This window comes from Peribacillus sp. N1 (genome assembly GCF_054600815.1).
Window position 1 is genome coordinate 1 of sequence record NZ_BAAHZO010000108.1, and the last position, 237, is coordinate 237.

The 237-nt window shown below is 51.5% G+C and carries 1 rRNA gene; it reads left to right on the plus strand.

Annotation, left to right across the window (positions count from 1 at the left end):
- Positions 1-237, plus strand: a 16S ribosomal RNA gene (locus tag ACYP5M_RS26745); the annotation flags it as partial.

Genomic DNA, 237 nt, shown 5'->3' on the forward strand with positions numbered 1-237 from the left:
ATGGTTATCGGCCACTCTGTGACTGAGACTCGGCCCTGACTCCTACGGGTGTCAGCAGTAGGGAATGTTCCGCAATGGACGAATTTGTGTCGGAGCAAAGCCTCGTGAACGAAGATGGCCTTCGGGTCGTAAAGTTCTGTTGTTTGGGATGATGAAGTACCAGAGTATCTGCTGGTACCTTGTCGGTACCTAACGAGAAAGCGACTGCTTACTACGTGCCAGCAGACGCGTTTTTAC